The sequence below is a fragment of the Cryobacterium sp. Y82 genome (assembly GCF_002929495.1).
Classification (GTDB): domain Bacteria; phylum Actinomycetota; class Actinomycetes; order Actinomycetales; family Microbacteriaceae; genus Cryobacterium; species Cryobacterium serini.
Window position 1 is genome coordinate 112026 of record NZ_PJJJ01000027.1, and the last position, 22800, is coordinate 134825.

A 22800-nucleotide genomic window follows, 5' to 3' on the forward strand; every position below is an offset into this window, starting at 1 on the left:
AGAATAATGAGCACCCAGTCACTGCCCGCAGACGTCGAAGCTTTGCGAATCCGCACCCGCGAGTTCATCCGCAACACGGTTATTCCTGCCGAGCCCAGGCCGGGCGAGCACCTGGCCCAGTCCACCCGGGACCGACTCCAAGCAGCAGCAAAGGCCGCCAATGTCTTTGCCCCGCACGTCCCTAAAGAATTCGGCGGCCAAGGCGTCCCCATTCAGCACTGGTCCGCGATCTTTCAAGAGGCCGGATATTCCCCGATCGGCGCGTCCGCGCTCAACTGCATGGCGCCCGACGAAGGCAATATGCACATGCTGAATCTGATCGCCACGCAAGCGCAGAAACAGCGCTACCTTGTGCCCCTGGCCGCCGGTACGTCGCGGTCCTGCTTCGGAATGACCGAGCCGCACCCCGGCGCCGGTTCAGATCCGGCCGCCCTGCTCACCACAGCGGCAAAGGTCGACGGCGGATGGTCCATTAATGGTCACAAACGATTCACAAGTGGCGCCGACGGCGCAGCCTTTTGCATCGTGATGGCCCGCACCGCGGCTGTCGGAGACGCCCCGACCGGTGCCACCATGTTCCTGGTCGATCTCGACAACAAAGGCATCCGGCTCGGTGAAAGCATCCACACCATGGACCGTGCCATAGCTGGCGGTCATCCTCACATTTATCTCAACGACTGCTTTGTGACAGATGATGCGGTATTGGGGGCCGTCGGACTCGGCTTCAAATACGCCCAGGTACGCCTGGGCCCAGCCCGCCTTACGCACTGCATGCGCTGGCTCGGACTGGCCCGGCGCTCCCTGGACATTGCGTTGGACCGAATCGAGCGCCGCGAAATGTTCGGCTCTCCGATGAAGAACCTGGGTCTTGCCCAGGAACTGATTGCCCAGTCCGTGATCGACATCGAAACCTCCGATGCCATCATCGAGAAGACCGCCGCGCTGCTCGCGGCGGATCCACGGGCCGGATCCGCGATGTCCTCTATCGCAAAGGTGCACTGCTCGGAAGCGATCTTCCGGGTGGTCGACCGCGCCATCCAGCTCTGCGGTGGCGACGGTGTTTCAGATGGGCTCCCCTTGGCCGCCTACCTGAACGAGGTGCGCCCGTTCCGGATCTACGACGGCGCCAATGAAACCCATAAATGGGCCATCTCCCGGCGTGCCTCGGCGGCGCGCAAGCGGGCCGTCGATGCGGGCGAGCCGTACTTGGCTGACGTGCTCGGCTCCGACCTGCACGCCGCTGCCGCGGGTAGTGCCGACCTGCACGCCGCTGATCTCAACACTGAGCTGGCAGGAATCCGTTGATGCGCACCGCTCCCGACGGCGTTGAAGTCGTCGCCAACTGCGCCGAAGCAGCGCGGCTGGACTTGCCGCCTCTTCTCATTCTCGACGCAGTCGAAAAGTTCATGGATGTCCAAGGGCTCGGTATCGGGCCGCTGTCCTGGTGTCGGATTGGTGACGGGCAGTCCAATGTCACCTACCGTCTCCAGCGCGGCATGGAGGTGTTTGTGTTGCGCCGCGGCCCTCGTCCGCCCCTGCCGCGATCCACCCATGACATGGTTCGTGAGGCTCGGATCCAACAGCTGGTCAGAAAACAGGGGGTGCCGGTTCCCGAAATTCTCGCCATTTGTGAAGACGAGTCGCTGCTCGGCGTTCCTTTCTACATCATGTCTTTCCTAAGCGGCACCGTGATCACCGATCAAATCCCCGGCTACCTCGGTGCCATGGCGCAGCGCGAGGCGACCAGTGCCGCCGTTGTTGACACTCTGGTGCAGCTACACCAGGTGGATGTTTCCGCCGGAGAACTGGCCGCGTTCGGGCGCCCGGAAGGCTACCTAAAACGACAGGTCCAGCGCTTCTCCGCCCTGTGGGAGGTGAACACCACCCGGAATCTGCCCGAGGTCGTCAGCATCGGCAGTTGGCTGGAACGCAATATTCCCACCAGCCAGGCCGTCACAGTGATCCACGGTGACTTTCGGGCCGGAAACCTGATGTTTGAACCGTCGTCTCCGGCACGCGTGATGGCCATCCTGGACTGGGAAATGGCCACGGTGGGTGACCCGTTGGCGGATCTTGGCTATCTCACGGCAACCTATTCGGAACCCGGAAGTTTTTCTACGCCGCTCGAATTGACCAGCGTGACCCGCGAACCCGGATATCTCACCCGCGATCAGCTCATTTCGCGGTACCGCGAGCGGATGCATCTGGATTTGGACGCGCTGCCCTGGTACCAGACGCTGGCATTGTGGAAAGCCTCCATCTTCTGCGAAGCCATTTACACCCGCTGGCTCAAGGGCGAACGACCGGGCGACACCGGCTTCGGCCCCTCGCTTGAAGAAGGCATCCCGAGACTACTGGACGGTGCCCGGCAGTTTGCCGGCGTCAGCTCGACCGTCGCTTCCTGAACCCATTCACGCCATTCCCCTGCACGTCATAGAAGTGAGATTGCAGTGTCACAGCAGAAGATAGTTATCGTTGACGGAGCCAGAACGCCCGTCGGGAAATACAACGGGGCCCTGGCGGCCGTGCCAGCACACCAACTCGGCGCCATTGCTGCGACCGCGGCAATGGCGCGCAGCGGCGTGACAACGGACGACATCGACGAGGTCATCATGGGCTGCGTCGGCCAAGCCGGTGCGGATGCCTACAACGCCCGGCGCGTTGCTCTGGCAGCCGGCGTGCCCGACCGTACCCCCGCTTTCACCGTCAATAGGCTCTGCGGCAGCGGCCTGCAGGCCATCTGGTCGGCTGCTCAGCAGCTGCGCTGGGGCGGAGCCGACGTCATCCTGGCCGGCGGCGATGAATCGATGTCCCGGATGCCCTTCCTGGATTACAACGCCCGAGGCAATGCTCGACTGGGAGACCGCACCCAAGTTGACGGCACACTGGCCATGCTCACCGACCCGTTCAGCGAAAAGCACATGGGTGTTACGGCCGAGAACGTGGCCAAAAAATACGGGGTGTCCCGGCGGGAACAGGATGAGTTTGCCTGGGAGAGCCAACGCAGAGCGGGCACCGCGGAAGCCCAGACGGTATTTCAGAATGAAATCACGCCGGTACTGATTCCCGGAAAGAAGCCAGTGACTGTGACCGTCGATGAGGCACCCCGCCCGGACACTACCCTTGACACGCTGGAGGGGCTCCGCCCGGCGTTTCAGACGGGGGGCAGCGTGACCGCCGGCAACTCATCGGGAATCAACGACGGCGCCGCGGCCGTTATTCTGATGAAGGACAGCACGGCCCGCGAACGAGGACTCGGTGGCCTGGCTACTCTGGAATATGTCGCGACGGCCGGGATCGATCCGGCGCTGATGGGCTATGCCCCGGCCTTGGCGCTGCGAAAACTCTTTGACGAAACCGGACTCAGTCCGGCAGACATTGAGATCGTCGAGCTTAACGAAGCGTTCGCGGCCCAGTCCGTCGCCGTCATCCGCGATCTGAAACTTGATCCAGAAAAGACCAATCCCTACGGCGGGGCTATCGCCCTGGGCCACCCAATCGGGGCGACCGGCGCCATCCTGACACTCCGTGCAGCCCGACATTTGCAGCGCAGCGGCGCGGAATATGGCATCGTCACGCTGTGCATCGGCGGCGGCCAAGCACTCGCCGCTTTGATCAGGAGGTACGAGGCATGACACCGCAAACGGGAATGTCGAGGATCAAAACGGTGGGTGTTGGCGGCCCGGGCCCAATGGGCCGCGGGATTGCCGAAAGCTGCCTCCGTGCGAGCAGGGCGGTTTGATCGAACGACCGGAGCCAGGTTCTACCCACACGACAAAGTGTCCGGCTTGTGACCCACCGACATCCCGCTTGGGGTGCACTGACGTGAATATCTTAAGGCAAAGGAGCCTTTTCTGATGACCCAGATCGACGAAACCGACAACGACACAGCCAGAGAAACCAGCGGCGTCACCGAACGGTCGAAGCGGCGTGACCTGATCGCCAGTACTCTCGGCAACGTTCTTGAATGGTATGAGTGGAGCGCCTACGCGGTCTTTGCGCCGTTCATAGCCGCTGCGATGTTCAACCCCGAGGATCCCATCTCCGGACTCCTCTCCACCCTCGGAGTTTTTGCCGTCGGCTTCTTAATGCGACCGCTTGGCGGCATCGTCTTCGGCCTGGTCGCCGACCGGCGCGGGCGCAAATTCGTCTTGGTCACGACAATGCTCATGATGGCCGGCGGAAGCCTGGCCATGGCTGTAATGCCGACCTATCAGAACGCCGGTGCCTGGGCGTCCTTCCTGCTGCTCGCGGTCAGGGTCATCCAAGGGTTTGCGCACGGCGGAGAAACCGCGACCGCTTATACCTACGTGGCCGAAATTGCGCCACGGCGTCATCGCGGACTCTGGGGCAGCGCTGTCTTCATCGCCATCTTCGGCGGGTCTGTGCTGGCCTACGGTGTCGCTGGCGGTGTGACCAGCATCATGCCCGACGACAGTGTCGCGGCCTGGGGATGGCGTATCCCGTTCATCCTCGGCGCTTTCCTCGCCCTTGCGGCTCTCTATATGCGACGCAACATGGGTGAGAGCGAGGTCTTCGACGACCACACGGCCGGCACCGACAAGCCAGCCCCGCTCCCGAAAGCTCAGGTTGCCCGAACAATCGTGCTGATGATCGCCATGACTTCCGGGGTGACAGCGGCCCACTACACCTGGACCTCGTATGCTTCCACCTACGCGATCACCCAGAAAGGCATGGACTCGGGCACCGCCTTCTGGATGACCCTGACGGCCCAGTTGATCGCCCTGGCAACCCTGCCACTCTGGGGATGGGTTTCCGACCGAGTCGGTCGGCGCCCGATGATGCTGATCTTCGCCGTCCTCATGATCGCGCTTTCCCTCCCCCTGACTGCCATGATCGGTTCGGCGGGGTGGACGCTCCTGCTCGCCTCGGCGATCGCTTTAGTGATCGTCGCCATCCCCGGTGCTTTGCTCTCGGCAATTCTCTCCGAGAATTTCCCGACCAGAATTCGTACCAGGGCCATCGGTTTCGCCTATTCCATTTCAGTGGCCGTGTTCGGCGGTACCGCTCCCTACTTGAACGCCCTCTTCAACTCGCTGGATGTTGGCTGGCTCTCCAGCGTGTACATCATTGTTCTCTGCGCGTGCACGGGGATCGCCTGTTTCATCATGAAGGAAACAAAGGGCATCGACTTGAAAGACGCTTGAATCTGTCGGCGGTGGTGCGGCTCCATGTTCCACCGCCGGCATGGCGGCCAGTTCTCGCACCTGTCAGAACGCGTCGGAGTGTTTAGAACGGTTGGAGCCGTCTCGGACGGTACGGGGCGGCGGCTGACTAGTCCATGGCTCGAATCGTCCAGGAGGCGCCTGCCGAGCCTCCCGGCTCGAGGACGTTCAGGTCCACCCCGGAGTTGAAGGCATCCGGTGGACAGGTCATTGGTTCCACGGCTAGTCCGATTCTGTCAATAGCGGGTGTGGGTTGATCAGCGGTGTGCACTTGAACCCACGGGCATTCGCCATCAAAGCTCAGTGCCACGCCACTGCCGGCGCTCGTTGTCACTCGAACCGTCGCGTTGCCTTCCTCGTCCCGGTCGAAGCCAGTGAAGGCATGGTCGATAAAGGTGTCATCGATCGTACGTGGCGCGCGAAAATCAAAGGCGGCGAGATCACTTTCAGTGACGTCACGAAGGCGAAGAGGAATGAGACGGTCAGGAGTCACGGTCAGTATTTGCCTGGCGGGGAGTTCGAGCGTCCAGTCGTCGACGCGGCCCTCGCCGGCGACAAGATAGGGGTGCGGAGCGATACCAAACGGGGCGGCGTTGGGGCCGGCATTCACTGCCGTCACTGTCGTTCGAAGGCCCCCGGCGTCGAGCGCAAAAGCCACCTCCAGTGTCACCCGGTGCGGGTATCCAGGTTGCGCCTCGATCGTTGCTCCGAGAACCAGCCGACGCGTCGTCTGCCTCACCACAGCAAAGTCCAGCCAGGACGCGAGTCCGTGGAGAGCGTGTCCCCGCGACGGTTCCGTAATGCTGAGCTGTTGCTCGACGTCATCAAATGTGTACCGTCCATCAACGACTCGGTTCGGCCACGGTGCCAGGATGGCGCCGCGAAAAAACGGTCGCACCTGGTCGGCATCGAACGGAACGATGAGGTTCCGCCCGCGGTACTGGAGCGATCGAAGGCTCGCGCCAATGCTTGCGATCGAGGCGGTGTAGCCGTCAGCCTCGAGAACGAATTGGGTTCCCGACAGCGGGCTGAGCGAGAGAGAGTTTTCCATGGTGCACCATTCAGTTCGTGTTGGAGTGCTCAGTCGGGGATCACGACCCGAGGAATGTCGGCGTCCCAATCAATCTCAGCAACGTGCAATGCGCGGTACGTGTAATCCTTGTCCCACGCATGGAAAACGATGTAGTCCTGACCACCCACGTCCATGACGAGGTCTTGGCCACCGGGCCCGCGATATAGACCGCCCGAAGTGTCGGTCGAAAGGATCGGACCAACTTCCTTCCTCCACGGACCGTCGATTGAGGCAGCTGTTGCCGCACCGACCGCGTATTGGTCACCTCCGTAAGAATTCGCGGAGTAGAGCATGACAAGTCCTGACCCTCGAGCCACAATGGTCGGAGCTTCGATCAGGGCGCCCTCCCACTCTTCGGTCTGCTTGAGAATCCTGATGGGATCGCCCGTGATGCTGCGTCCGTCGGGAGAGAGCGTAGCCGCCTGAATCCAGGTATCGAGTTCGCAACAGTTCCCGTCATTTTTCCAGACGAGGTACAGGACGTCGTCGATGACGACGGTGCTTGCATCGATTGCACCGCCTTGGTCTTCGGGACACACGATCATGGCGTCGCCCTGAACGGTGAACGGTCCGGCCGGGTCGGTGGCCGTGGCAACCCCGATGCACTGCAGCGTTGGCGCAAAGTTCGTCGCCGTGAAGTACATAACGAAGGAATTGTCGGTGAGCCTCGTTACTTCGGGTGCCCAGGTCTTCCCCGGAATAATCCAGTTCGGCAGCTCCGGCAAAGCGTCGGGAAGGACGTCCCAATCGACAAGATCGGTGGAGGAGGCGACTTGCACGTTGCGGTTGTTGTCGTTGGTGGCATACGCAAAGTACGTGCCGTCCACCTTCATCACGTCGGGATCAGCAAAATTCGCGTTGAGTACTGGGGCGCCGGCTGTGGCGAGCGCCGATTGCTCTGCAGCCGCCGTGCAGCCGGTCACCGCGAGGACGGTCATAATTGCTGCCGACACCGAGGCTAACGCTGCGCGGCGAGCTGACTTCATCGGGTGCTATCCCTTGACGCCGGAGCGAGAAACGCCCTCAATGATGAAGCGCTGGAGAAAGATGAACAGCGCGAGCACTGGCACGCTCGCGACGACGGCGCCGGCCATCAGTAGGTCGTAGCGCACTGCATTTGCCGATTGCAGCGTGGACAGGCCAGCGGGCAGCGTTTGTACTTCCGGGCTGAATAAGACGTAGACGGGCCAGAGGAAGTCATTCCAGTTGCCGAGAAAAGCGAGCAGCGCGAGTGTTGCAAGCGCGGGCTTAGCGAGCGGCAGAACTACTTGCGTGAAGATCACGAATCGGTTCGCCCCGTCGAGCCGGGCGGCCTCCTCCAACTCCACGGGCAGGCCAACGAAGAACTGTCGCATGAAGAACACTCCGAAAGCGGATGCCGCCGTTGGAACGATGATCGCGACGAGCGAGTTGAGCCACCCCAGTTCACTCACGATGAGGTAATTGGGAATCACCAGGATCACCGGCGGCACCAGCAAAGTCGCAACGATGATGACGAAGACGAAATTCTTGCCGCGAAACTGCATTCGCGCAAGCGGATACGCCGCGAGAGACGCCGTGATGACGACCAGCGTGGCGTTGAGGGCGGCTGCGACCATGCTGTTTGCGAACCATTGCAGCACCGGAGTCGCGGTCCCTGGGGCCAGGATAGACGCAAAAGCTTGCAGAGAAATCGGATCGGGAATCCACGACGGTGGAATAGCAGTCGCGTCGGCCCGGGTCTTGAGGCTGGTCACGATCATGAAGATGATCGGGCTGATGAACGCGATTGCGATTGCGCCGAGAACGACGACTCGAGTGATATTGCCACTCCGCCGGCGTGCACGGCGTGCTCGAGATGCCGCACGGACCGTCGCCGTGAAATTGCTCACGAGCGCGCCTCCTTCTTGAGCTTCCTGGGCTGTTTCTCGCGAAAAATATAGAAAACAAAGGCACTGATCGCCATGAGGAAGACGGTGAGCACGTAACTCATCGCTGCTGCGCTGCCCATCTGAAAGTTGCGTAGACCCGTGTCGGCGATCTGATAAATGGCCGTGCGCGTTTCACGTCCGGGGCCACCCTGGGTCATGAGATAGGACTGACCAAACATATTGGCGGATGCGAGGAGGGTGATGATCGTGATGAATGACAGAATGGGCTTGAGTCCGGGGATCGTCACGTGCAGAAACTGCATCCACGGTCCGGCCCCATCAACGCGCGCGGCTTCATAGAGCTCGGTCGGGATGTCCTGAAGACCGGCAAGGTAGATGACGGCGTTGAAGCCGAGCGTCCACCAGACGGTCACTCCCACGAGCGCGACCCAGGCCGCAGGCGTCGTTGTTGTCCACGCCGTGTCGTCCGGGAGTCCGAGAAGTCCCAGATAGTGGTTCACGAGTCCAATATTGTTGTCGAGCAGGTACCGCCAGAGTACCGAAATGACGGCGACGCCGAGCACGTAGGGGGCGAAATAGATGGCTCGGAGAAAGTCCCGTCCGGGAAACTTCTTGCTCATGAGCAATGCAACGGCCAGTGGAACGATCAGGAGCAGCGGCACGCTGAGTACCGTGAAGATTCCAGTGGCCCGCATTGATCCCCAGAAGGGTCCGAAAACCGTCGATCCGGGCGAGAACAAAGCGACGTAGTTGTCTAGGCCGACGAAGGGTTTGTTTGGCAAGGTGTAGTCCCAGGAATGAAAACTGATCCACACCCCGAGAACTGCCGGGAGGATGACGAAGCTGCCGAACAATAGCAGGTAAGGGGTGAGAAAGAGCCAGGGCGTTGCTATCCCCTGTTGCCGAGTGCCCGCTCGTACTCCACGTTTCTTCTGCGACTCCGGTTCAGAAGCCGAGGGGCGGCGCGCCCTCCCCGGAGGAAGTGCGCGCTCACCAACCTTCGTCGACATAGGTCAGCCCCCGAACGAGGCTTTGTTGTCGTCCATGAGTTGCGTCGCCGAGTCGGCGGCTTTTTTGAGCGCCTCACTCGGCGTTGTCGTTCCCTGAACCCCGTCGGCGACGGCGATTTCGAGGGTCTCGGCCTGCACTTGGCCGATCCCGGGAATGGGCGGCAGGAAACGCATCGAATCGATCGTCCCCGCGATTGCTTCCTGCGGGAGCCCCTTGAGTGCGCCACCATCGCGCACTGACTGACGAGCGGGGATCATGCCCGAGCCTGCCCACTCAGCCGACTGCTCGCTCATCCAGGCGATGAAGACCTTCGACGCGTTGACCTTGTTCTGGTCGGCGTTGCTCTGGCGCGGAAGGAAGAAGTTGTGGGAGTTGGCCCACACAGCGTCTGTTTCGCCGATTGTGGGAATCGGGGCGACCGCGTACGCAAGACCGGACTCGACGAGATCGTTGATCTGCCAGATGCCATCCCAGGTGATCGAGGTCTCACCGTTCTTGAACGCGACATATTGAGAGTCGATAGCGACGTCACTCGGGCTATATCCGTCGTCCACGAGGGAGCGCTGCCACTCAAGTGCCTCTACCCCGGCCGCTGAATCGAACGTTGCTCCGTCGTCGCCGTACGGTTCACCGCCGTTCTGCCAGAGCACGGAGAGATTCATGAGGTGGCTCGGCCACCTCGTCGGCATCCAGAAGGGAGTTTCATAGCCAGCCGCCTGAAGCTTGACGAGCGCATCCTGCAAGGAAGCCGCATCGGTTGGGGCCTCCGTGATCCCCGCTGCGGCGAAATGTTCGGTGTTGTAGTACATGGCCAGGGAGTGCACGTCGAGCGGAATGCCGTATCGGGCGTCCTTGTAGACGCCGGCATCCCAGACGTCCTTGGTGAAGTCATCCGACGTCAGACCCAACTCCTCGGTGAGATCGTCGATCGGTACGATGACGTTTCGCGCAGCATTGGTCGCGAGCTGGTCCAGGTGCATGACGCCGACGTCCGGGCCCTCTCCAGCGGTCACTGCGGCGGGAAGGCGCTGGTAGAAGTCAATCCATTGCATCGTGTTTGAGACAACCTTGATGTTGTCGTGTTCCGCATTGAACTCAGCGACCATCGTCTCCATGAACGGGCCATCACCACCGGTGAATCCGTTCCAGTAAGACAGCTCAACCTCAGGCCCGGCGTATTCACCGGTGAAGGGCTCACTCGCCGTCTGTTCGGCTCCGCCCGCGGAGCATCCGGCGAGAACCAGCGCGAGTGCGGCACCGAGAGCGGTGACCCCGAGTACTCGTCGCCCGGAGAAGTCTTTCTGCTTCATGATCGTTCGTCCTCCTCATCGAAAACATTGCTCTGCGACTCATGCGCAAAGCCGGCTACATTCTCCCCGCACGTCATGGTGCGGCAAACAAGCGCCTTCCGATAATGTACAGCGCTAGAAAGATATTTGTCTACATCGTGCACATCCGACGTACATGCCGTTTCCAGCGCCGGCCGCAGCCGCCCTAGGATAGACCGGACCGGACCGGACGGAACCAATATGGCAAGAATTCGACTCATTGACGTTGCGGAACTTGCGGGCGTGTCCATGAAGACCGTCTCGAACGTCGTTCACAGCTATCCCCACGTGGCCCCAGCCCTTCGCGAAAAGGTGCAAGCCGCCATTGACCAGCTCGGGTATCGCCCCAACCTGACGGCACGGCGCCTGGCTACCGGCAAAACCGGAATGATTGCCCTGGCCATCCCTGAAATCGACCACCCGTACTTTTCGGAGCTTTCACGCCATCTGGCCGAGGAAGCAACTCGGCGGGGATACCGCGTCATCATCGAGCAGACTTTGAGCGATCCTGATTTAGAGCGAGCGGTACTCAGCGATCGCGAAGCGGGGTTGGTCGACGGCGTGATCTTTCACCCCGTCCGCATGGAAACGCTCGACATTGCCAGGCTCGATGCTGGCACTCCCCTGGTTTTACTCGGCGAGGCCGCTATGCCAGTTATGACCGACCACGTGATGATCGACAATGTCTCGGCCGCTCTCGATGCTACGCGGCATCTTCTGGCAAGCGGATGCCGCCGCATCGCTTTCCTCGGAGTCATCGCGGCCGACATCACTGGTTCGACGAATCAGCGTCTTCTTGGCTACCAACAGGGCCTGCTGGAAGCAGGGATTCGATTGGATCCCGAGCTCGTCTTCACTGCGCTGGAATTCACAGCGGAAGCTGGCCTTAGTTCAGTCGCTGAGGCGATCGAGCGCGGGGTGCATTTCGACGGTGTGGTCTGCCGCGACGACCGGTTCGCGATCGGCGCGCTGAAGGCCCTCCATAATTCCGGCCGATCGGTACCCGGAGACGTGGCTGTGGTCGGCTGGGACAACACCTTTCTGGCTGCATACACCTCCCCGACCCTCACCTCGGTGGCGCCGAAAAAGACCGAACTTGTCGCGGCTGCCTTCGATCTTCTCGAGGAACGGATTGCTGGATACCGAGGCGTTGGTCGGCACATGATCGCGGGGCATTCGCTCGCGGTGCGCGAGAGCGCTCCACTTACTCCGTAGCATCCTCAATTTCGCGAAACTTTACAGCGCTGTAATTTGGCGGCATGATTGCGGTATGTCGCGTTCTCTCCGGATTTCTGCCAGTGCCCAGGGTGGCGTATACCCCCGCCCCCAACTTGTCCGCCCGAATTGGCACGACCTCGCCGGCAAGTGGGCATTCGAACACGACGACCGGGACATTGGCAAAACCGAACGCTGGTTCGCACATGCTTCGCACCTCAGCCAGGTCATCACAGTTCCATTTCCCCCCGAGTCGGAGATGTCCGGAATCAGTGACCCTGGCTTCCACCCTGTCGTCTGGTACTCGCGCGTCATCAGCACAGAAGACATAGCCGCGAGTGGTCGATCTCTAGAGCGTGAACGAGTGATATTGCATTTTGGGGCGGTCGACTACCGCGCATCTGTATGGATCGATGGCCAGTTCATCGGGTCACACGAGGGCGGCCAGACGCCATTCTTTTTTGACGTCACCGAAGCGCTAACGCTCCACAAGGACTGCGTGCTTGTAGTTCGTGCTGAGGATGACCCTCACGACGTCGCTCAGCCGCGCGGCAAACAGGACTGGCTTGAAGAGCCGCACGTGATTTGGTACCACCGTACGACAGGGATCTGGCAGCCGGTCTGGCTCGAGTCAGTGCCGGACCAGCGCATCGAGGCACTGAATTGGACCCCGAATGCACAGGCCGGGAACGTTGAAATCGAGGTGGGCCTGAGCCGACGACCGGCGACCGGAGTAAGCGTGCAGGTAGAACTGTCCATCGCGGGCGAAATCCTTGCCAGGCAGTCCTACTCGACCCTGGAGCCTCGCTCTCGGGCAACCATTCAGATTGCGCGACAGTCAAACGGTCAGGCCTTCGAAGCTCTGTTATGGTCGCCGGAAAATCCGCGACTTATCGACGCGCATGTGTCAATCATTGCTGAGGATGGAAGCGTTCTCGACGAGTCTGACTCGTATTTCGGGCTACGCAGCGCCAGCGTCGCCAGCGGTAGGTTCTTACTCAATGACCGACCTTATTTTGTACGATCGGTGCTCGAGCAGGGCTACTGGCCACAGTCGCATCTCGCTGCCCCGTCAGCCGAAGCTTTGCGTGCCGAGGTGGAGCTGATAAAGGCCCTCGGGTTCAACGCAGCTAGAATTCACGAAAAGGTCGAGGACCCACGATTTCTTTATTGGGCGGATCGGCTCGGACTTCTCATTTGGGGTGAAATGGGGAGCACCTACGAGTTCTCTTCGGAGGCAGTGTCGCGAGTCACCCGCGAATGGACCGACGTGGTGCGCCGTGACCGATCGCATCCGTCAATAGTCACCTGGGTTCCCCTCAATGAGAGTTGGGGCGTTCAACAGATCGCACATGACGACGCCCAGATGAGCTTCGCCCAGTCGCTCTACCATCTGACCCGATCGCTCGATCCGAGCCGCCCCGTCATTTCCAATGACGGCTGGGAGCACGCGATTTCTGACATTCTTACGATCCATGATTACGCCGGTACGGCTGAACAGCTTGATGCCAACTACCGGGACGTCGACGCCATCCGTGCCTTGGTTGCGGGTATGGGGCCGGCCGGCCGGCGCCTTCAGCTCATCCCCCGAGAGATCGACGGCCAGTCGATTATGGTCACCGAATTCGGCGGGGTCAGCTTCGCGCCGGACGCTGCCGATGATTCCTGGGGTTACACGACAGCAACGAGCTATGAGGACTTCGAAAGTCGAGTGTCAGGTCTCGTCGGCAGTCTTCGGGACAACCCAATTCTCTCCGGCTTCTGTTACACCCAGCTCACGGACACCATGCAGGAGACGAACGGACTGACCGACGCGAACCGGAAGCCCAAACTGCCGATCGCCGTTATCCGCAGCATTGTGTCCGGGGAAGGCGCGCCACGGTCCGAGTGACGGCCGTCCCTGCATCAAACTGACTGGTTGAGACTCCGGTCGCTGGCTCACCGCCAGCCGATCGCTGCGCTGGCACCGCGATGAACTTCAGCGGCAACTACGAGTTGGTCGTGGAACGCTTGAAGCTTGCAGCGTCTTCCAAGGACAGTTCGGAGTTGGCGAAGGTCTGATCGTCGGCGAAGGATTTCATGCGCGCGATGCGGTAGATGATCAGGCCGTAGAGGCACTTGGCGAGGATGTCGGCCACGGAGTAGCCGATTTGCAGGCCGACCCAGGCGTCGGATCCGTCGATGCCGATGCCGGGCAGTAGGTAGGCAATCGGGTAAACGCCCCAGGTGGCCAGCAGCAGCAGGCGCAGCAGGCTTATGGTTTTGCGCACCGTGGCGGGCTGACGTTCCAGCGATCGAGTCAGCTCCACAAAGAGCACGTAGAGGATGTACGCGAATGGGATCGAGGACAGCAGGCCGAAGATGCCGCGAGTGAGGTTGTCAGAGGCCATCTCGCCGGGGTAGCCGAGGGCGATCATGAGAGCGGCAGCGGGGATCAGGCGCGTCAGGAGACTGCTTTGCACCTTGCGCGCCAGGGCCAGAACGGCTACGAGCTCAAGCAGCAGCAGCGGCACGGTGAGCAGCCAGTCGACGTAGCGGTAGCCCTCGTTGAAGGATGCTCCGGCAACTTGCGAGTAACTCCCGCGGCCACCGACGGCGTCCGTAACAAACGCGTCGGTGAAGGAGTTGAAAATGCGGAAGTAGTGGTACGCCGCAATGCCACAGACGATGGCCGCGACGGTCATAGCCTGGCGGTAGCGCGGAAGTACTCGCGGCAGGCAGATGACCAGAAAAACAGACGTGAACAGCTGCGAAGCGATCACGAGGGAGAACACGTTATAAATGGTGTCGTACTGGATCTGGGTCAGGGAGTCAGGTATCACGATGTCCTTTGCTGGTCACGAGCATGCGCCGAAACGGCGGGAATCAAACGAGAATAAATAGCTAACTTGGTTATGTGTCACAACGTACTCCGGCCGACAGGAGTTTGCCAGCCAATTGCGAACGAATTCTCGAAACGTTGGCCGACTTTGGGTTTTTCCCTGGACTCTTTCTTCTATATCAACCGACCTGCACCCCTGCACGGGATCGACATCTTGTCTCGAACTTCCATATCGTCGGGCGTTAGAATCACCGAGTGATCATTGCCCTTGCTGGTGTTTCCGCGGAAGCTGTTGTGAATCGACACCTGTCGCACCTCGTGAGCGATCGAATCAGGGCGAGTCCCGACATCCGCGGTGGCCAAACGGCGGCGGATGCTGCCCTCGCCGCGTTCGACGTGGCCGGGTATGCCGCGACGCGCAACCGAGTACTTCCGGAATCGGGTCGCGGAGCCTCCCGACTGTCGCCCTACATTCGTCACGGGTTGCTTCCCTTACCGGAGGTCTGGAACGCGGTCGCAGCAGGACCGGCACCGGATGTCTCAAAATTCCGCGACGAATTACTCTGGCAGGAATACGCCCGACATTTATATGCTCGCGTCGGCATGCATCTGCACCGCAATTTGCGGTTCGACGTTGCATGGTCGGGGGAATTTGCGCCAGCGGCCTGGCCCCGCGAAATGGCGTGCGTTGACTGGGCACTTTCGAGTCTGGAAACGGACGGCTGGCTGGTGAACCAGTCTCGTATGTGGCTCGCCTCACAGTACACGGTGCGATCCGGAGCGGGATGGGTGGCCGGGCAGGAGTATTTTCATCGACACCTGCTCGACGGTTCTCGCGCTGCCAACCTGCTGGGGTGGCAGTGGACGGTTGGCGCAGGCTCGAGCAAACCCTATGGATTCGCACGTTGGCAGGTCGAGAAACGCGCGCCTCAGTTGTGTGCGGCCTGCCCCCTCAACCGCAACTGCCCGATTCAAAACTTTCCGTCAGACCTGGATCTGCGGCCAGTGTCGAATCCGACTCCGCTGCTCGTGCGGGACGACGACCTTGCGACCACCCAAGGTCCCACCACGGTGGTCTCGCGCTCCACGCCACAATCGGTTTTGCTCACCGTCGAATCGCTGGGCGATGCGGATCCGGCTCTTCTCGCGCATCCACAACTGCCGGCCGTCTTTATCTTCGACGAACCAGCTCTTGAAAAACTTCAGCTTTCGAGCAAGAGGCTGGTCTTTTTCGTCGAGACACTGCAGGATTTGGCGACGCGGCGCGATGTGGTCGTACATCTCGGAGACCCAAGATTGATCGCTCCAGAACTCACGGCCGCGATGACCTGGGCTCCGGTTCCAAGCTTCGCGAAATACGCCCCATCCGCCGTGGAGCTTCATCCGTGGCCCTGGCTTGCCCAACCGCACGCCGGATCTGTCCAGAGTTTTTCGGCGTGGCGTAAGAATCTTTCGCGGCCGGAATAGCCTAGGTGTGTTTCACAAACCGGTATGCGCAAGATTGAGTGTGAGGCTGTGCTCCTGTAAACCCACCGCAGGCTGGCCAGGTTTTATTTTGCCAAAGTGGAACGCGCACTAACGTGGTGACAGCTTGCGAAGGGCGCTGGCCTTGTGCGCGGCTTCGGCACCCGTCTTTTCAGATTTCACGATAAATGCCGGCTCGTCTTTCGAGGCGTGAAACGTTTGGCCCGCAAAGTCAAAGTTGCTCGTCTTTTTCTCGACTATTTCACCCTGAGTTCGTCCTTGAGGTGTGGCCCAACTCACCCGGTCGCCCTTGCTGAAGTCTGTCATCCTGGCAGCATACGGACGGAGGCGAATCTGGGCTAGTGCGGTGACGTTGAAATTGTTTGAATTTGGCCACGTCTGTCGCACCGAAGCAGCAGCCGACCACCACCGCGGCGATCGGACCTCTCCGGCTGGACCGACCGGAGAACGATTCCGTCCGACCGGATTCACTCGGCCTCGATGTGGTGCTGGGCACCCCGTCCTGGCCGCGGAGTGCGGATGATCAGGCGCTCAATACGGACCCGCGCGCGCTCGCGTGGATCAGCCAGGGAACGCGGCATCGTAGACCGCGCGTAGCTCGGCGCTGTCGGCCCCGGTGACGCCGCAACCGGTCATCGTTCCATCGACTGCGCCGACGAGGTAGCTCTGGCCGACCTCGAAGGGCACGCCCGAGAAGTCGGAGGTCATCGCATCCACCTGCGCCACCTCCACGCGGTCGGCGACGTCGCCGGCGAAGCGCTCCGTAACCTCCAACATCGCGATGCCGCCACGGATTTGCAGTACCGTCGCGGCGAACGCCTGCTCCTGCGCCGATACGGTCGCCGGCTCGAGCGCGAGGCAGCTGCCGCTCGCGAGGTCTCCGCCCATGGGCGGCTGCAGCGCCTCGACGGTGGGTTCCGCGCCACCGAGAACGAGGGGCGCGACGATTGCCGCCGCGATGGCGAGGCCCGCGGCGACGCCGACCACCGGCATCCACCGCCGAAAGGTGCGTCGCGGCCCCTCGGGGGTGACGGTCGTGGTGGTCAGGGACTGGTCGGTCATGATCTGCTCCATTCTGTGGTCGAGCCACGTCGGCGAGGCGGGGAGCAGCGCGCGGGCCGGATCGGCGCCACGCAGCTGCTCGCGCAGCGCACGGTCATCGTCGTGCATCTTCGCTCCCTTCGTCGAGAGTTACATGTCCGGTCGGGGTGCCGGATTTCAGTAACTCCTGCTTAAGGCGCGCCTTCGCACGGTGCAAGCGGATCGCCGCTGCGTTCGCGCTGATGCCGAGCACAACGGCAATCTGCGGGCTCGTCAACGCGTCCCACGCCCACAGCCGCAGGATTTCGGCGTCGTTTCGACGCAGGCCGGCCAGGGCGGTGGTCACACGGGCCGCCTCGGCGGTGGCATCGACGGTGGATGTTGCGGCGTTCTCGTGTGCAACGACCGGCGGCGGGTCGATGGCGATGATGCGGCCAATGAGGCGGATGCGACGACGCTCGGCACGTCGGGCATTGCTGAGGCACTGTCGCGCGACGACGATCGCCCACGGGAGGGCATCGTCGGGCACCTCGTCAAGGCGGCGCCAGCACACCAGCAGGGTGTCGCCGATCACGTCATCGGCCGTCGCAGTGTCGGTGCGGCGGTGCAGGTAGCGGCGAACAGGGTCGCCGACGAGCAGGACGAGGTCGCGCATCCGCTTTTCGCGCTCTGTGTCGATCACAACTCTCATATTGAGGCATGTCCGGCAGGGGCGCGCGGATTTCATGCGAGATTCTTCCGCACCGTTCTACCCGGTCAGCGTCCTGCCCGTGGCCCGGCAGTGTGAGATCAGATCCCCTTCCCGTTGCCCCTGCCCGGCGCGGTCCGCAACGCCCGCGGGGAAATGGCCGCAGCGCCGTGTACCAAATCTAGTTCGGGGAGACTACTGCTAGCGACGCGACCGCAGCTTCGAAACGATCGAATACGAAAACCTGTCGTGGCTTTTTCAGGTTCAGAACTTCAAAAGCAGAACCACATTTCTCGATGTAACCCAGCACCTTCGCTGGCGATCCCTCGTGGCATCGCCCATCCCCCACACGCCACTCGTGATCGGACAGATTGCGGATTTCCAGATCTTCCACTGCGCACCGGTCCTGGTAAAGATTCAACGCTGGATCCCCTTCGTAGTGGGCGCTTTCGACCGGCCGTACTCCGACCGACTTTTCAGTACTTTGAGTGGTAGCTGTCATTACGGCTCTCCATGCATTCAATAGGTGCGAATTAGTTTCCGCGGGCGTCACCCGGTTATCAGTAAGACGTTTCGTCATCCACAAATGTCATGAAATTGATAAAAACTCCCCACGCACGTGGGTTCCTCGCCAGCCGACGACGGACAGCAAGCGTCCCTGATGACCGATTTCGACGAGCGCAGTGGCCCGACGACTCAACAAACTGAAGAATCGCGCGCTTCTGCACCCAGTCGAGCACGCGAAAGCGCTGCTCGCGCCCCGCTGCGCCGTAAGGCCAAGCCGAAGGCTCGGGGTCGCTTGCGGTGTCGAGCGTCGCAATGTCCTCGATGGAAAGCGCAACGTCGACGCTGCCGAGGTTGTCGGCAAGCTGGCCGGAGGTGCGTGCGCCGATGATTACCGAGCTGACTGCCGGTTGTGCGTTCAACCAGGCCGGCGCGATACGCGACATCGACTCACGCGTTCTCTCTGCATTAGGCAGGGAGGGTCCGCGACCTCGTTGCCAGGACCGCCCGCGCCTATCCCAGTCGCGATAGGACCGTTTTGATCAGCGGCCAGACACGTTCCACGGACTTGTGATTCACCCTCTCCGCGGAGGAATGCAGCGCCTGAAGCTCGGTGCCGATCGAGATAATATCGCCGACAGGCACCCTCCTGCTGAACATACCGAGCTCAAGAGAACACTGCGATACCTCGACGTTGGGCTCCTTGCCGAGCACGTCGCGGTAGGCCCCGGAGGCCGTAGCCAGGAGTTGGGATTCCGGACGATACGGGAACTCCGGAGCGTCGAGGCCGTAAAGTTCGCACACGACCCCACCGCCGGCTAGGGCGACGAGCGCCTGTACTCGCTCGATCAACTCGTGTTTCCGCGAGGTGAGGGCCGACGTGACCGTCGACATCACGCGCGCACCTTCAGAAGTCGGCCGCAACGTTCCGACATTGTTTGACGTCTCTACGCGGCCGGGGACGTGCAGATTCCAGCTCACCACCCCATGAGGAATGAGGCGCAAAACGGATAAAAGGCGAAGCCCGGCGGCGCGTGAAAATGCAACATTGGGACGTATTGCAGCCTTCAGCTCGACACGAATGGCGGGGTCAGAAACCTCGTACTCTCTCTTGAGCTCTCCGTCCAGCTCGGCGATGAGCGCCTCGATCGAATCCGTGTCCGTGTCATTGAAAACTATGACAGCGGATGCATCGGCCGGGATCGCACTATTTTGAGCGCCTCCGAAAGGGTTGGCAATGCGCAACTCATGCGCGCCCGCCAGCCTGTGCACCGCGCGGGCCAGCACCTGCAGAGCGTTCGCCCGTTCCAGCTGAATGTCGAATTCGCAGTGACCACCATTGAGCCCGCGCACCTCCAGCGAGCGAGCCCGGGTCAAGGCCTCCGGTACCAATTCGAACTCGCCCGGGACATCGACAGTGAACGTCACGTCCCCGCTGCACCCCGCGAGGATCTCTTCGTCGGTTATCCAGTTGAAGTCAATCATGCGGCGCCCAGCAAGTTGCGCAACGTTGAACTGTCCGGCACCTACCTTTCCTTTCTCTTCCATGGCTGTAAGTACTGCCTCCAGCGGCGGATGAGGAATATCCTTCGAATCCAGCAGCGCGAGAATGTACGACACTCCGATTCCGTTGTCCGCCCCCAGAGACGTTCCCGTCGCCGAGATGTACTCGCCGTCGACGACGAGGTTCAGCGGTTGGTTCACGAAGTCGAATTCGATCCCTTCGGCTTTTTCGCAGACCATATCCAGGTGGCCGTGCAGGATCAGGGGCGCTGCCTTCTCGAGGCCTCCCTGTCCGGGCTTACGCACGAGAACGCAGTGCAGTTCGTCCTTGGTCGCCTCAAGTCCACGGGACCGCGCGAAATCCACGACCCAAGTGGCGACCTGTTCCTCGTTCCCTGACCCTCTCGGGATGCTGGTGAGCACTTCGAAGAATCGGAAAACCTCGCGGGGTTCGAGGTCTCTGAGCACGCCAGAGTTGGTTGCTTCCAGGACGTCCACTGCAGACATGTGTTATCCCTCTCGTTTGTTACTTGACAATGCTTGATTTGTTGCGGGACATCGTAAGGGCAACAACTCCGATGATGACCGCACCGTAGACCAAACTTTGAGCTTGAGCGTCGATGCCGACGGCGGTCGTCGCGATAGGAACGAGGGCAACGGTCAGCGCTCCGAAAATTACTGTGAGCGGGTTGACTACACCCCCAGAGATTGACGTGCCTCCGATCAGGGCTGCGGCGATAGCGGGAAGCAGAAGGTCGCTGCCGAGGCCCGTGGGCGACGCAGAACCCGCCTGCGCGATGATCGCGATGCCGGCAAGTCCGGCGGCGAACCCAGAGAGAGCGAAGGCCAGCACCTTAAGCGAGCGAGTTCGGACCGCAGAGAAGATCGCGGCAGACTCGTTCTTCCCGATGGCCGTCATCCCTCGGCCTACGCGGGTGTAGCGCAGAAGTACCCAGAGAGCGACCGCAAGGAGCACGCCCATCCAGAACGTCATCGGCACATTCGCGATTCCGCTTTCATACAAAGAGTGAACGCCCTCCCCGTTGCTGGAGACATACACGGTCGTGCGGCCGCTGGCCACGAGCGCGACGGCCTGAAAGATTCCCAGCGTGCCGAGTGTCAGCGCAAAGGACGGTACCTGCGCATAGGCGAGGATCAAACCGTTCACGGCTCCGAAAGCCGTGGTGGCAAGGAGAACGATCAGCGGCGACAGACCCGCTACGGGCCCGAGCGTGAGCGCAAGCAGGATTGCACCCAACAGGCCAATCGCGGCATTCGACAGGTCGATCGACCCGATGTTGAGCACCATTGCCTGCCCGAGGGCCAGCAGGAGAATAGGGGCCGACGACGACGCGATTATCGCTAATCCTCCTCCCCCGATGAAAGCTGGCGTGAGGAGCGCAACGACAAGGAGTATCGCGAGGAAGATGACGATCGGGCCAATGGCATGCCAGCCTCCGATGCGCTTCACGGACGGCAACTTAGCGCGCGCGGGAACGGGGACGGGGACGGCAGTCTTAGTCGTCTCGTTGTCAATCTTGGACATCAGAGCATCCTTTCGAGCAGGTCCAGGGTGGCGGGATTGTCGTGCCCAAGATCGAAGACGCCTGAGATCCGACCGTCTCGCATCACGACGATGTCGTCGGCGATGTTCAATGCTTCGTCGATCGTGTCGGGAATGAGGATGATCGCGGCCCCGTCATCGCATGCCGACCGGATTTGCGCATTGACTGTTTCGGCCGCACCTGGATCAAGGCCTCGGAGCGGGTGGTCCAGTACAAGCGCCTTCAGGTGCGTCGAGTTCAACCACTTGGCGAGAACGACCTTCTGCTGGTTGCCACCAGAAAAGTCCTGCAGCATATGTTCCGGCTCGCGAGGTCGGATGTCCAGCTTCTCAAACCACATGCGTGCCAGAGACCTTCTGCGATGGGGGAGCTCAAACGGCCCGAGAGCTGCAGAGCCGGGATGCGTGAGCGTGATGTTCTGATCGGCCGGCATTTCCCCCACCATTCCCTCAGTCTTGCGTTCTGCGGGGACGTAGCCCACACCGAGGGCAACGGCCTTCTTGATGGACAGGTGGCGCCCGGAGTAGCCCGCAATCGAGAATGATCCGGAATCGAAGCCTTCGGCCCCAAATATCGCTCGCGCCACGGACTCGCGGCCTGAGCCGCTGGTACCCAGAATGGCCAGGACACGGCCGGGGTAGGCATTGATCGACACATCTGTATATTCGCCCGCCCGACTGAGGTCGTGGGTCGAGATGATTGGACTGCTCTCCGGCTCAATACCGCGCCGACTTCGAAGGGCGGCGTGAGTCTCACGACCGACCATGAGGCGGAATAGCTCGTCTTCGGTCACGTCATCGACGGGGCGGTCGGCGATCAATTCACCATCGCGCATGACGACGACGCGATCGCAAATGCGCATAACCTCGTCGAGTCGGTGCGAGACGAAGATCACCGAGCCGATGTCGCGAAGCTTGGAGATTTCCCTCTCCAGGATCGCGGTCTCCGTCCTCTCCAAAATCGCTGTCGGTTCGTCGAGGATCACGAGAGGAGTCGTGTGACTGGCGGCACTCACCCGGATCGCCCGTGCGATCTCAACCATCTGCCGATCAACGAACGATAGATCGCTGACTCGCGTCTTGGGATCCAGGTGCGATCCGATGAGGTCGAGGGCCTTTGCCGCGTCCGCGTAGAGGCGCCGCCAGTTGTACAGCCCGAGTCGATTGACACCGCCCCGGCCGATCGGGGTGTTGACCTCAATGTTCTCGGCAATAGTGAGGTTCGTGAATAGTGATTGCTCTTGGTGAACGACCCCGATCCCCGCGCGCAGGGCATCGGCTGGTCCGCGGAACTGGACTGCCTGCCCGTTTACCGCGATTGTTCCTTCGTCGTGGCGATAGTTGCCCGAGAGGATCTTCAGCAGCGTGGACTTGCCCGCGCCGTTCTCGCCGATGAGTCCAATGACCTGACCGGATTGGATACTCAGGGACACGCCCCGAACGGCACGATTAGATCCAAAGCTCTTGGAGACACCGTCGAGGTGAAGTACTGCAGGAGGTGCGGTCACGTC

Annotated in this window: 21 protein-coding genes; 7 read left to right on the forward strand and 14 right to left on the reverse strand. The window is 61.3% G+C overall.

Annotated elements, in window-relative coordinates; genetic code table 11:
• Positions 1–6: 6 nt before the first annotated feature.
• The 4 genes from CXY70_RS05240 (at position 7) to CXY70_RS05255 (ending at position 5168) form a co-directional block, all read left to right on the forward strand.
• On the forward strand, positions 7–1305 hold the full coding sequence (locus tag CXY70_RS05240; RefSeq protein ID WP_104191325.1) for an acyl-CoA dehydrogenase family protein: 1299 nt from the start codon (positions 7–9) through the stop codon (positions 1303–1305).
• Positions 1305–2405 (forward strand): phosphotransferase family protein, encoded by a 1101-nt coding sequence (locus CXY70_RS05245; protein WP_199183375.1) that lies wholly within the window; start codon positions 1305–1307, stop codon positions 2403–2405. The genes CXY70_RS05240 and CXY70_RS05245 overlap by 1 nt, the downstream gene beginning before the upstream one ends.
• 45 nt (positions 2406–2450) lie before the next feature.
• Positions 2451–3635, forward strand: a complete 1185-nt coding sequence (locus CXY70_RS05250) for a thiolase family protein (protein ID WP_104191327.1) — start codon at positions 2451–2453, stop codon at positions 3633–3635.
• A 222-nt stretch (positions 3636–3857) separates the two neighbouring features.
• Complete coding sequence (locus tag CXY70_RS05255; protein WP_104191328.1) at positions 3858–5168, forward strand: MFS transporter; 1311 nt, start codon at positions 3858–3860, stop codon at positions 5166–5168.
• Between the two features lie 127 nt (positions 5169–5295).
• Here CXY70_RS05255 and CXY70_RS05260 read toward each other — a convergent pair whose 3' ends face one another.
• From CXY70_RS05260 to CXY70_RS05280, 5 genes are read right to left on the reverse strand one after another with little or no spacing between them, the layout of a single operon-like run.
• Entirely contained in the window at positions 5296–6237 is a 942-nt protein-coding gene (locus CXY70_RS05260) for an aldose 1-epimerase family protein (RefSeq protein ID WP_104191329.1), read from the reverse strand.
• A 29-nt stretch (positions 6238–6266) separates the two neighbouring features.
• Complete coding sequence (locus CXY70_RS05265) at positions 6267–7244, reverse strand: glycoside hydrolase family 43 protein (RefSeq protein ID WP_233205752.1); 978 nt, start codon at positions 7242–7244, stop codon at positions 6267–6269.
• A gap of 6 nt (positions 7245–7250) precedes the next feature.
• A complete protein-coding gene (locus tag CXY70_RS05270) occupies positions 7251–8129 on the reverse strand; it encodes a carbohydrate ABC transporter permease (protein WP_233205753.1) in 879 nt (292 codons plus the stop codon).
• Positions 8126–9139 carry a carbohydrate ABC transporter permease gene (locus CXY70_RS05275; RefSeq protein WP_104191331.1) on the reverse strand — a complete coding sequence of 338 codons (1014 nt, stop codon included), beginning with the start codon at positions 9137–9139 and terminating at the stop codon, positions 8126–8128. Before CXY70_RS05275 ends, CXY70_RS05270 begins: the two co-directional genes overlap by 4 nt.
• Positions 9140–9142: 3 nt before the next feature.
• Positions 9143–10450 carry an ABC transporter substrate-binding protein gene (locus tag CXY70_RS05280; protein ID WP_104191332.1) on the reverse strand — a complete coding sequence of 436 codons (1308 nt, stop codon included), beginning with the start codon at positions 10448–10450 and terminating at the stop codon, positions 9143–9145.
• Positions 10451–10669: 219 nt separating this feature from the next.
• Between CXY70_RS05280 and CXY70_RS05285 the strand changes: the two genes are divergently transcribed.
• Both CXY70_RS05285 and CXY70_RS05290 read left to right on the forward strand, forming a co-directional pair.
• Positions 10670–11683 (forward strand): LacI family DNA-binding transcriptional regulator, encoded by a 1014-nt coding sequence (locus CXY70_RS05285; protein ID WP_104191333.1) that lies wholly within the window; start codon positions 10670–10672, stop codon positions 11681–11683.
• A 55-nt stretch (positions 11684–11738) separates the two neighbouring features.
• Entirely contained in the window at positions 11739–13574 is a 1836-nt protein-coding gene (locus CXY70_RS05290) for a glycoside hydrolase family 2 protein (RefSeq protein ID WP_104191334.1), read from the forward strand.
• Between the two features lie 97 nt (positions 13575–13671).
• Here CXY70_RS05290 and CXY70_RS05295 read toward each other — a convergent pair whose 3' ends face one another.
• Positions 13672–14505: a bacteriorhodopsin-like gene (locus CXY70_RS05295; protein WP_104191335.1), complete on the reverse strand. Its 834-nt coding sequence runs from the start codon at positions 14503–14505 to the stop codon at positions 13672–13674.
• Between the two features lie 254 nt (positions 14506–14759).
• Here CXY70_RS05295 and CXY70_RS05300 point away from each other — a divergent pair, with 254 nt between their 5' ends.
• Positions 14760–15971, forward strand: coding sequence for an FAD-binding domain-containing protein (locus CXY70_RS05300; protein WP_199183376.1), 1212 nt, complete (start codon positions 14760–14762; stop codon positions 15969–15971).
• A gap of 108 nt (positions 15972–16079) precedes the next feature.
• Here the strand turns inward: CXY70_RS05300 and CXY70_RS05305 are convergent, their stop codons facing one another.
• The 8 genes from CXY70_RS05305 to CXY70_RS05335 all read right to left on the reverse strand — a co-directional run bounded on the left by CXY70_RS05305 (position 16080) and on the right by CXY70_RS05335 (position 22797).
• Complete coding sequence (locus tag CXY70_RS05305; protein ID WP_104191336.1) at positions 16080–16295, reverse strand: DUF2945 domain-containing protein; 216 nt, start codon at positions 16293–16295, stop codon at positions 16080–16082.
• Between the two features lie 255 nt (positions 16296–16550).
• Positions 16551–17159: a hypothetical protein gene (locus CXY70_RS05310; protein WP_104191337.1), complete on the reverse strand. Its 609-nt coding sequence runs from the start codon at positions 17157–17159 to the stop codon at positions 16551–16553.
• On the reverse strand, positions 17146–17712 hold the full coding sequence (locus CXY70_RS05315; RefSeq protein WP_104191338.1) for an RNA polymerase sigma factor: 567 nt from the start codon (positions 17710–17712) through the stop codon (positions 17146–17148). The genes CXY70_RS05310 and CXY70_RS05315 overlap by 14 nt, the downstream gene beginning before the upstream one ends.
• 187 nt (positions 17713–17899) lie before the next feature.
• On the reverse strand, positions 17900–18220 hold the full coding sequence (locus CXY70_RS17520) for a hypothetical protein (RefSeq protein WP_146066066.1): 321 nt from the start codon (positions 18218–18220) through the stop codon (positions 17900–17902).
• Positions 18221–18278: 58 nt separating this feature from the next.
• Positions 18279–18698, reverse strand: a complete 420-nt coding sequence (locus CXY70_RS05320) for an aldo/keto reductase (RefSeq protein WP_255412015.1) — start codon at positions 18696–18698, stop codon at positions 18279–18281.
• Positions 18699–18735: 37 nt separating this feature from the next.
• Positions 18736–20232 (reverse strand): beta-Ala-His dipeptidase, encoded by a 1497-nt coding sequence (gene pepD / locus CXY70_RS05325; protein ID WP_104191340.1) that lies wholly within the window; start codon positions 20230–20232, stop codon positions 18736–18738.
• Positions 20233–20251: 19 nt separating this feature from the next.
• A complete protein-coding gene (locus tag CXY70_RS05330; RefSeq protein ID WP_104191341.1) occupies positions 20252–21271 on the reverse strand; it encodes an ABC transporter permease in 1020 nt (339 codons plus the stop codon).
• Positions 21271–22797, reverse strand: a complete 1527-nt coding sequence (locus CXY70_RS05335) for a sugar ABC transporter ATP-binding protein (RefSeq protein ID WP_158250916.1) — start codon at positions 22795–22797, stop codon at positions 21271–21273. Before CXY70_RS05335 ends, CXY70_RS05330 begins: the two co-directional genes overlap by 1 nt.
• Positions 22798–22800 lie beyond the last annotated feature (3 nt).